The 9,168-nt window shown below is 75.4% G+C and carries 8 protein-coding genes, 1 tRNA gene and 1 pseudogene; 6 read left to right on the forward strand and 4 right to left on the reverse strand.

The features are described 5' to 3' along the window. A pseudogene (locus tag PSR1_RS19060) lies at positions 1-188 on the reverse strand (hypothetical protein); the annotation flags it as partial. A 203-nt stretch (positions 189-391) separates the two neighbouring features. Here PSR1_RS19060 and PSR1_RS19065 point away from each other — a divergent pair. From PSR1_RS19065 to PSR1_RS19085, 5 genes are all read left to right on the forward strand, one after another. Continuing rightward, a tRNA-Leu gene (locus tag PSR1_RS19065) sits at positions 392-475 on the forward strand. Positions 476-643: 168 nt separating this feature from the next. After that, positions 644-1,681, forward strand: coding sequence for an N-acetyl-gamma-glutamyl-phosphate reductase (gene argC, locus PSR1_RS19070; RefSeq protein WP_059439011.1), 1,038 nt, complete (start codon positions 644-646; stop codon positions 1,679-1,681). Positions 1,682-1,683: 2 nt separating this feature from the next. Then, positions 1,684-3,780: a bifunctional glutamate N-acetyltransferase/amino-acid acetyltransferase ArgJ gene (gene argJ, locus PSR1_RS19075; protein WP_059439012.1), complete on the forward strand. Its 2,097-nt coding sequence runs from the start codon at positions 1,684-1,686 to the stop codon at positions 3,778-3,780. Further along, entirely contained in the window at positions 3,777-4,262 is a 486-nt protein-coding gene (locus PSR1_RS19080) for an arginine repressor (RefSeq protein ID WP_059439013.1), read from the forward strand. Before argJ ends, PSR1_RS19080 begins: the two co-directional genes overlap by 4 nt. A 69-nt stretch (positions 4,263-4,331) precedes the next feature. Continuing rightward, positions 4,332-5,366, forward strand: coding sequence for a hypothetical protein (locus PSR1_RS19085; RefSeq protein WP_059439014.1), 1,035 nt, complete (start codon positions 4,332-4,334; stop codon positions 5,364-5,366). On the opposite strand, the gene PSR1_RS19090 is transcribed toward PSR1_RS19085, so the two are convergent. After that, the gene (locus PSR1_RS19090; RefSeq protein WP_059439015.1) at positions 5,367-6,572 is read right to left on the reverse strand and encodes an NAD(P)/FAD-dependent oxidoreductase; all 1,206 of its coding nucleotides are present in this window, start codon (positions 6,570-6,572) and stop codon (positions 5,367-5,369) included. It abuts the gene before it with no gap. Between the two features lie 172 nt (positions 6,573-6,744). Between PSR1_RS19090 and PSR1_RS19095 the strand changes: the two genes are divergently transcribed. Then, the gene (locus tag PSR1_RS19095; protein ID WP_059439016.1) at positions 6,745-7,626 is read left to right on the forward strand and encodes an NAD(P)-dependent oxidoreductase; all 882 of its coding nucleotides are present in this window, start codon (positions 6,745-6,747) and stop codon (positions 7,624-7,626) included. 12 nt (positions 7,627-7,638) lie between these two features. Here PSR1_RS19095 and PSR1_RS19100 read toward each other — a convergent pair whose 3' ends face one another. After that, positions 7,639-8,046: a response regulator gene (locus PSR1_RS19100; protein WP_059439017.1), complete on the reverse strand. Its 408-nt coding sequence runs from the start codon at positions 8,044-8,046 to the stop codon at positions 7,639-7,641. A 159-nt stretch (positions 8,047-8,205) separates the two neighbouring features. Further along, a partial coding sequence (locus tag PSR1_RS19105) for a YafY family protein (RefSeq protein ID WP_059439018.1) occupies positions 8,206-9,168 on the reverse strand: 963 nt, incomplete at its 5' end.

The raw sequence follows: 9,168 nt of genomic DNA on the forward strand, positions 1-9,168 counted from the left end.
GCCGGCGCGTCCTGGGTCGGCGGCGGCGGCGGGGGGAGCATCGCGCCGGGCGGGGGCGCCGGGCTGCGCTTCCCCTTCTCGGGCAGCGGCGGGTTGCCGCCGAACGGCGCGTCGCCGGGGTTCGCCTGGGCGAGCAGGGTGCCCGGGGCGGCGAGGACGAGGTGGAGCGCGGCGACGGTGGCGAGCATGGCGGTTCCTCCGGAGCGGCGGATTCTAGACGGCCGCTCCGGCTTCGGGAACGCTCCGCGAGCGCAGCGATTCCGCGCGCGTCTCGGCCGCAGCCCCGCAGCCCCGCTCCAGACTCCCGCGGAGCTCCGCTCCGTGGGGCGGGGCCGCAGGCCCCGTACCAGTTGACACTCCGGCCACCCCCGGCTAGAGAGGAGGCCCCTTCGCCCAGGTGGCGGAACTGGTAGACGCACCAGATTCAGGGTCTGGCGGCCTCAAAACCGTGGAGGTTCGAATCCTCTCCTGGGCACTGACCGGCGGGCGAAAGCCCGCCGGTCTTTTTTTCGCCTCGGCTCGCCGCCCCGGCGCCCTCCCCGGCCGGCCCGCGCCCCGATCCACCGGCACGCCCGGCGCGCCGGCGAACGCCCGGCCCGGCGCGTATTGACATCCCCGGCCGTCTGCATATTTATGCAACCCCATGCATAGCCATTCGGCCGCGGTGATCGGCGCGTCCGGTTACTCCGGCCTCGAGCTCACCCGCCTGCTGGCGCGCCACCCGCACGCGCGCCTCACGTCCATCTACTCCGACCGCTGGAGCGGCGAGCGCGCCGGCGCGCGCCTCCCGCTCCCCGGCCCCGCCGCCTCGCTCGCGTACCTGCCGCTCGCCGAGGGCGAGGCGGCCGACGCGGACGTGGTGTTCCTGGCCACGCCGGCCGAGGTGTCCGCGGACCTGGTGCCGCGGCTGCTCGCGCGCGGCGCGAGGCTGGTGGTGGACCTGTCCGGCGCGTTCCGGCTCACCGATCCCGCCGCCTATCGGGCCTGGTACGGCTTCACCCACCCCGCCCCCGAGCTGCTCGCCGAGGCGCGCTACGGCTGCCCGGAGCTGGGTCGCGAGGCGCTCGCCGGCGCGCGGCTGGTCACGAACCCGGGCTGCTACGCCACCACCATCGCGCTGGCGCTCGCCCCGCTGGTGCGCAGCGGGGTGGCCTCGCCGGACGGCATCGCGGTGACGGGCCTCTCCGGCGTGTCCGGCGCGGGCCGCAAGTCGAGCGAGGACTACAGCTTCGTGGAGGTCTCGGACGACCTGCGCGCGTACCGGCTCGGCCGCCACCAGCACGTCCCCGAGATCGAGCAGACCGTGGCGCGCCACGCCGGCGCCTGCGGGCCCATCTCCTTCTCCCCGGTGCTCGTGCCCATCCGCCGCGGCATCCTCGCCACCGCCGTCCTGCGCCCCGCCCCTGGCGCGACGCAGGCCGACGTGGCCGCCGCGCTGGAGCGGGCCTACGGCGACGAGCCGTTCGTGTCGGTGCGCGCGCCCGACAAGGTGATGGTGAAGGACGTGGTGCACACCAACCGCTGCCACCTGGGCGCGGCGCTGGACGCGCGCGCCGGCGCGCTGGTGGCGGTCTCCGCCATCGACAACCTGGTGAAGGGCGCCGCCGGGCAGGCGGTGCAGTCCATGAACGCCGCGCTGGGCTGGCCCGAGACGGCCGGCCTCGACCTGCTGGGAGGCTAGCGGTGAGGATCCCGAAGGGCTTCCGGTTCGGCGGGGTGGCGTGCGGGCTGAAGCCGCAGCGCCGCGACCTCGCGCTCGTCGTCTCCGACCACCCGGCCGCCGCGGCCGGCCTGTTCACCATCAACCGGGCCGCCGCCGCGCCGGTGATCGACGCGCGCACCCGCGTGCCGGCCGAGGGCATCCGCGCCATCGTGGTGAACTCCGGCAACGCGAACGCGCTCACCGGCCCGGCCGGCCTCGACGACGTCACCGTGATCCGCACCGCGGTGGCCGACGCGCTCGGGATCCAGAAGCGCGCGGTGCTCACCGCGTCCACCGGGGTCATCGGCGCGCGGCTGCCGGCCATGAAGGTGGTCACCGCGCTGCCGGCGCTGGTGGACCAGCTCGGCGACCACCCCGACCTCGCCGCCGAGGCGATCATGACCACCGACACGCGGCCGAAGATGGCCGCGCGCGAGGTGACGCTGGGCGGGAAGACCGCCATCGTGACCGCGATCTGCAAGGGCTCGGGCATGCTCGCGCCGCAGCTCGCGACCACCATCTGCCTGCTGGTCACCGACGCGGCGGTGACCCCGCGCGCGCTGCAGGACGCGCTGGCGCGGGCGGTGGAGCGGACGCTGCACATGGTGACGGTGGACGGCGAGATGTCCACCAACGACACCGTGTACGCGCTCGCGAACGGCCTCGCCGGCAACCCGCGCATCTCCGACCCCGGCCCGGACCTGGACCGCCTCGAGACCGCGCTCGCCGACCTCCTGGAGGAGATGGCCCGCGCCATGGCCGCCGACGGCGAGGGCGCCACCAAGCTGGTCGAGGTGGTGGTGTCCGGCGCCCCGTCCGACGAGTCGGCGCGGGACTGCGCCCGCGCCATCGCCTCCTCGCCGCTGGTGAAGGCGGCGCTCTTCGGCGCCGATCCGAACTGGGGCCGCGTGCTCGCCACGGTGGGCGCGCGCGCCGGCGCGATGAACTACCCCATCGACCCGTACCGGGCCCGGGTGGTGCTGCAGGGCGTGACGGTCTTCGAGGGCGGCGCGCCGGTCGAGCTGGACCGCGAGATGCTCCGCACGCGCATGCGCGACAGCCGCATCGACGTGCTGGTCGAGCTCGCCGACGGCGCGGCGCGGGCGGTGGCCTGGGGCTGCGACCTCTCCTACGACTACGTGAAGATCAACGCCGACTACACCTCGCTCATCGTGCAGCGGCCCGACGGCGGCGTCGGCAAGGACGACCGCGTCTCCAACTACAGCCCGGCGTTCAAGCGGACGCTGCTCGCCGAGGCGCTGAAGTACATCGCGGCGTTCTCCGGGCAGGTGGCGGTCATCAAGTACGGCGGCGCCGCCATGGTGAAGGACAGCCTGAAGGCGGCCTTCGCCGAGGACGTGACGCTGCTGAAGAAGGTCGGGCTGAAGCCGGTGGTGGTGCACGGCGGCGCGCCGGAGATCACCCGCACGCTGGAGAAGCTGGGCGAGCGCAGCGAGTTCGTGGACGGCATGCGCATCACCGACGCGCAGAGCCTCCCGGTGGTCGAGATGGTGCTCACCGGCAAGGTGAACCAGGAGCTGGTGGCGCTGCTCAACGCGCGCAGCGCCGGCGCGGTGGGCCTGTCCGGCAAGGACGGGCAGCTGCTCCGGGCCCGCAAGGCGGTGCACGAGTCCGGCCGCGACCTCGGCTACGTGGGCGAGGTGGTGGAGGTGAACACGAAGTTCCTCCGCATGTTCCTCGACGGCGGCTACGTGCCGGTGATCTCGCCCATCGGCCTCACCGAGGACGGCACCGGCCTGTCCATCAACGCCGACGACGTCGCCGCGGCCATCGCGGTGGCGCTCGGCGCGCCGAAGCTCATCTACCTGACCGACGTCCCCGGCGTGCTGGAGTCGGCGCCGGACGGGCAGCTGGTCCGGCAGCTCTCGCTCGCCGACCTCGACCGCCGCATCCAGGCGGGCGCCATCACCGGCGGCATGAAGTGGAAGGCCTGGGCCATCCAGACCGCGCTGCGCGGCGGGGTGGGCCGGGTCCACGTCCTCGATGGCCGGCAGCCGCACACCGTCATCGCCGAGCTCTTCACCGACCGCGGGGTGGGCTCGCTCGTCACCGCATGACCTCCGCCGACCGCCGCCGCGACGCCGTCGCCCGCATCATCCGCGCCCGCCGCATCGGGACGCAGGAGGAGCTGCTCGCCGCGCTGGAGCGGGCCGGCTTCCGCGCCACCCAGGCGACCCTCTCGCGCGACCTCGCCCGGCTGGGCGCGCGCCGCGTCTCCGGGCCGGAGGGCGCCGTGTACGAGCTGGGCGCCGCGGACGGCGCCGACGGCGGCCTGGCGGCGCTGCGCGGGCTGGTGAGCAGCATCGCCGCGAACGCCTCGATGGTCGTCATCCGCACCCACCCCGGCAGCGCGCCGGCCATCGCGCGCGCCATCGACCTCGCCCAGCCGCCGGAGGTGCTCGGCACCATCGCCGGCGACGACACCATCTTCGTCGCGCCCGCCGGCGAGCTGCGCCCGCGGCGGCTGGCGGCGCGGCTCGCGGAGCTGCTGGGCACGCCCTCCGCGCTGGCCGGCGAGGGCGGCGACCGCACCCACTGATCCGCGATCGCCGCCGCGGCCCCAACTCCCGCTTTCGCGCCGCGCGCACCCGTCGTAGCTTGTGCCGGCATGCGCCGTCCCCCCCTCGTCCTCGCAGCCGCGCTGCTCGCCGGGAGCACCGGCTGCGTCGCCCACATGCCCCGCTCCGACGAGCCCACCATGCTGCTCGAGCGCAGCTACGTGGGCGCGTCCACCGCGAGCGGCCAGTCCTTCGAGGCCGCGCCGGCCTTCCACGTCCTGCTGCACAACGGGCTCGACGACCCGGACGTCTTCGACCACGGCGGGTGGGCCAGCGCGCTCTCCGCGTCCTTCCTGGCCACGCTGCGCGTGTCGCGCGGCGACTCGGCGCCAGTGCGCACGCCCACCTACGAGCCGCGCGCGAAGCTGCAGCTCTTCCGCCTCGATCCGGCCGGGAGCCGCCCCGCGCCCTCGGCGCCCCGGCCGTGGATGCGGATGGCGGTGCTGGAGCTGGGCGGCGGGCACCGCTCCAACGGGCAGCGCGGGTGCTCGCTCGACGAGCACGTGCGCCGCCCCGGCGACGGCGACTGGGAGTGCGCCCCGGCCACCGATCCCGCGTCCACCGCGCTCAACCTCGACGACGGCAGCTTCACCACGAACTTCGTCGCCGGCGGCGCCTACCTGCGCCTGCTGCGCACCGGCGACCAGCCCGGCGCGTTCACCTCGGCGGTGACGGTCGGCGGCGGGCTGGAGTACGAGGTCGCCTGCGGGCTGGGCGCGTGCATGCCGCAGGGCATGCGCCACCGGTTCGGGCCGGTGAACGCCCGGTACCTGGCCGAGTGGGAGGCGCTGGTGCTGCGCGGGCGCACGCGCCAGGTGCCGCTGCTCGGCACCGTCCACCTGGACAGCAGCGTGCGGGCCACGCTCTCCGGCAACGTCCACCTGGGCGCCCGGCGCGGCCCGTTCGGCGACCTGTCGGCGGAGGTCGCCATCCTGCCCCGCAGCCCGAAGGGCATGGTGATGGGCCTCTTCGTGCGGCGCCACGTCGGGTACGACTACCTCAACATCCGCTTCGAGGAGCGGCTCGACGCGTGGCTGTTCGGCCTGGTGCTCGACCCCACGCCGCTCGACGGCGCGCGGCGCTGATCAGCCGGCGACCCGCTTCCACTCCTCGTTGGAGCGGAGCACGCAGTCCTCGATGGCGAGGCCGGCGAAGTAGTTGCCGGTGACGGCGAGCTTCCCGCCTGCCAGGCAGCGGTCCAGCTCCGCCACGATGCCCGCGTGCCCGAGCGCGGGCGACGGCAGCGTGGTCCGCCGCTCCACCGGCGTGCCCAGGCGCTCCACCGGCACGCGCAGCACCTCGCTCATCCGCTTCAGCCGCTGCTCGCGCGAGGTCCCGTCGCGGAAGTGGAACGCGAACGCGCGCATCCTCGGATCCGGGAACGGGTCGCGCGTCACGCACGAGAAGAACAGGTCGTCCACCGGCACCAGGAACGCGCACTCCGGCATCCAGCACGCGTCGCGCGGCAGCACCACGCCCATGCTGTCCACCCGGACCGTGCCCACCCGGCGGATCCCGGTGGCGAGCTCGTGGAAGTCGTCCTCGAGCATGGCCGCGGCCGCGTCGGGCGGGGCCGCCACCGCCACCAGCGGCGCCTCCAGCGTCCGCCCGTCGGCGGTGGTCACCGCGAACCCGCCGGCGGTGCGCGCCACGCGGCGGACCTCGACGCCGGTCTCCACCGTCACGCCCTTGGAGCGGGCCGCGGCGTCGGCCACGAGCTGCAGGCCGCCGTCGAAGCCGAAGCTGCGCACGAACTCCTCCCGGCGCGGGCGCTTCTTGAAGAGCGAGCCCGCGCCCTCCAGCGGGAACCCATCCGCCTTCTGCGAGGGCACCGCGGCGAAGAACGGGGAGATGACGCGGTCGTAGTTCCCGCGGCCGAGCAGGCGCGAGTAGTACGAGTAGACGGTCTCCCCCTCCTTCTTGCGGAAGATCCCGGCCGGGAAGTGCACCGCGGCCTCGAGCCAGTTGAGCTGGAGCAGGACCTTGGGCGGGGTGAGCCAGCGATAGGCCCCGTCGCGGAGCAGCCCGAAGCTGGCGCGCGCCGGGCCGCGCTGGACGATCTTGCCGGCCACGCCGCCGCCCACCGCGATGTCGAGGAACGCGCCGTAGCTGTTGTAGACGGTGTGCGCGCCCATCTCGAACCAGTAGCCGTCGGGGCGCCGCTCCGAGTGGAGGCATCCTCCGACGCGCCGGTCGCGCTCCAGCACCAGCACCTGCCTGCCCGCCTGCCCGGCCTTCCAGGCGAACGCGAGCCCGCTGATGCCCGCGCCGACCACGATGACGTCTGCCATGTCGATGGACCTTCCGCTGCGTGACGTCCCCGCCGAGAGGACGAGGAAGCCTCGCAGAGAATGCCGCGACGCGCCAGAGGGCTTTTCGCCGGCCGCGCGCACGCCCGGGGGGTCGTCCGCGCGGCGCTCCGCCGCGCTGGCCGGGGTCGTTTGATTGGTCTAGAAACGTCGCATGCGTTTGCGGATCGGCTTCATCGGCCTCGGGACGATGGGCGAGCCCATCGCGAACAACCTCCGCCGCGCCGGCCACGACCTCACGGTCTGGAACCGCACGGCGGCCCGGGCCGAGCACATCGTGTCCAGGGGCGGGAAGCGGGCCGCCACGCCGCGCGAGTGCGCGAGCGGCAAGGACGCGGTCTTCACCTGCGTGTCCGACGAGCGCGCGCTCGACGCGGTCCTCGACGGGCCCGACGGCGCGCTCGCGGGCCTGCGCGAGGGGGACCTGCTGGTGGACCTCACCACCGCCGGCGTCGCCGCCGCCCGCGCGGTCGCCGCCCGCGTGGCGGAGCGCGGCGCGCGCTTCGTCGCCTGCCCGATCCTCGGCTCGAAGACCGCCGCGGAGCAGGCGCAGGTGGTGCTGGTGGCGGGCGGCCCCGCGGCGGCGCGCGAGCGGCTGCGCCCGGCGCTGCACGCGATCTCGGCCCGGCTGTTCGAGCTCGACGACCCGGCGCAGGCCGCGCTGATGAAGCTGTGCGTGAACGCGGTGGGCGGCGCGATGATGACCGCGTTCGGCGAGGCGGTGGCGCTCGCCGCCGCCGGCGGCGTCGAGCCGTCGCGCCTGGTCGAGGTGCTGCAGGCGTCCGCCTTCCACTCGCCGCTCTACCTCATGAAGGGCGAGCTGGTGGAGAAGAAGGACTGGGCGCCGCGCTTCCGCATCGCGCTCGCGGAGAAGGACCAGCGGCTCGCGCAGGAGGCCGCGGCCGAGCTGGGCGCCCGGGTCCCGATCAGCGAGGCGGTGCGCAAGCTGATGGCGGCCGCCACCGAGGGGGGCCGCGGCGATCAGGACGTGGCGGCGCTCGCCGAGCTCTACCTGGACTGGGCGCGCAAGCGGTAGCGCGCCCCCTGCCTACGTCGATCCTTCCGCGAGCGCGCGGCGCGCGGGCTCGGCGGGCTGCAGCGCCTCGCCGACGGCGCGGACCAGGTCGTCGAGGTGGAAGGGCTTCCGCACGTACCCGGCCGCCGGCGCGATCCGCTCCACCTCGCGCGCCACCTCGTCCGGCGGCGACGCCGACACGAACAGCACCCGCGGGCACCGCTCTCCGAGCGCGGCGCGCAGCTCCTGGAACAGCGTGGCGCCGTCCATGCCGGGCATGCGGAAGTCGAGCAGCGCCAGGTCGGGCGGGTTCCGGCGGGCGAGGGCCAGCGCCTCGCCGGCGTCGCAGGTCGAGACCGCGGCGTGCCCCATCCGGCGGAGCGCCAGCTCGATGGCGCGCCGCACGATGTCGGTGTCGTCCACGATGAGAACCTGCGCCACGGCGCCTCCAACCCCCTGCCGCTGGCGCGTTGCGTCCCCCGTGCCGGGCGCCGGCCCACGATTTCCATGAGGATCCCCCGCCGTCGGGCGACCCTGGGTCATGCGCTCCCGGTACTGGCGCCCCACCCCGTACGGTGCGTGTTGCTCGCACCGCGCGAGTCAGGCATACCGCGCCAGCGTGCGACGGACGGTCTCGGCGAACGTGCGGCGCGCCGCGGCCGGCGCGACCACCTCGGCCCCGCCGCCCAGCGAGAGCGCGAACCGGGTGGCCCAGTCGTTCCCGGCGCCGGCCACCTCGACCACCGCCCCGCCGCCCGGCGTCCGCTCCACCAGCGAGATGCCGGGGCGCGACAGCGCCCAGGGGGCCGCCTCCGCGCCGAGCCGGATCCGCACCGGCTCGCCCGCCGCCTCCGAGAACAGCCGGGCCCTGGCCAGCTCGGCCTCGGTGGGCGGCTCGAAGCGATCCTGGAGCAGCGCGCACTCGCGGATCCGGTCCAGGCGGAAGGCGAGCGCCTTGCCGCGCTCGGCGTCGTGGCCGTACAGGTACCAGTGGCCGAAGCGCTGCGCGAGCGTGTACGGGCGCACGGTCCGCTCGGTCTCGGCGTCGCGCGACGCGGAGTGGTAGGCGAGGCGCACCGCGCGCCGCTCGGCGATGGCGCGCTGGAGCCGGCCCAGCACCGAGTCGCGGGCCGGCGGGGCGCCGGCGTAGATGCGCTCGACCAGCTCGTCGAAGCTGGCGCGCCGGTCGCGCGGGACCGAGTCGCGGAGCGCCTTCACCGCGCGCTCGCGCCCCTCGCCGCCCAGCGCGGCCGCGGCCGCGGCGAGCGCGGCCGCCTCGCTCTCGGTGAACCGCGGCGGGCGCGAGAAGCTCTGGTGCAGCGCCACGTAGACGCGGTCGCCCTCGACGTACAGGTCGAGGAAGTCGTCGGGCGCGAACGGCGGCGAGCCCACCTCGAGCAGGAAGTCGAGGTCCTCGAGCAGCTCCTTCTCGGTGCAGCCGCAGCGCCGCGCCAGGTCGCGCACCGGGATGCCCGGGTGGCGGACCGCGTAGGGCACGAGGAACAGCACGCGGCGGAGCCGGTCGCGCGGATCGGCCTTCTTCGGCGCGGCGGGCGCGCGGGC

It is taken from the genome of Anaeromyxobacter sp. PSR-1 (assembly GCF_000964525.1).
In the GTDB taxonomy this organism is placed as follows: Bacteria; Myxococcota; Myxococcia; order Myxococcales; family Anaeromyxobacteraceae; genus Anaeromyxobacter.